Here is a 741-nt window from a genome sequence, read left to right on the forward strand (position 1 = left end):
GGGGGGGGGGGCGGCCCCCCCCCCCGGGGACAGTGAACTCCCGCTGGCCAGTGGCGAGGTCGCGCTGCCGCCCCGCGCCCCCGAGTCCGATCCGCGCGGGGAGGTGGGCCGGGTCGCCGCCGCCTTCAACCGCATGCTGGGGCATGTCGAGGACGCCCTGACCAAGCGCCACGCCAGCGAGGAACGGCTGCGCAGCTTCGCCGCCGACGCCAGCCACGAGCTGCGCACCCCGGTCGCCACGGTCCGCGGTCATGCGGAGCTCGCCCTGCTCCACCCCGGACCCGTCCCGGCGGAGGTCACCCGGGCCCTGGAACGCATCGCCGCCGAGTCCGCCCGTATGGGCGAGATGGTCGACGACCTGCTTCTGCTCGCCCGCCTCGACGCGGGCCGCCCGCTGGAGCGCCTCCCCGTCGACCTCACCCGTCTGGTCCTGGACGCCGTCACGGACGCCGGTGCGGCAGGCCGCGACCACCGCTGGACGCTGGAGCTGCCGGAAGAGCCGGTGACGGTGACCGGCGACGCCCACCGTCTCCAGCAGGTGCTGGCCAACCTGTTGGCCAACGCGCGTTGGCACACACCTGCCGGCACGAAGGTCACGGTCTCCCTGGAGACGGACGGCGAGACGGCGACCCTGCACGTCCACGACGACGGCCCCGGCGTCCCCGAGGACGTCCGGCCCGGCGTCTTCGAGCGCTTCACCCGGGCCGAACACCGCCCCCGCACCGACGCCTCCGGCGCGGG

1 protein-coding gene is annotated in these 741 nt (G+C 76.0%); it reads left to right on the forward strand.

The genetic code is table 11. The annotated features are described in order from the left end of the window. On the forward strand, positions 1 to 741 hold a 741-nt coding region (locus tag ACFW2E_RS39995; RefSeq protein WP_384474955.1), incomplete at both ends, for a sensor histidine kinase.

It is taken from the genome of Streptomyces sp. NPDC058964, from assembly GCF_042741275.1.
In the GTDB taxonomy this organism is placed as follows: Bacteria; Actinomycetota; Actinomycetes; order Streptomycetales; family Streptomycetaceae; genus Streptomyces.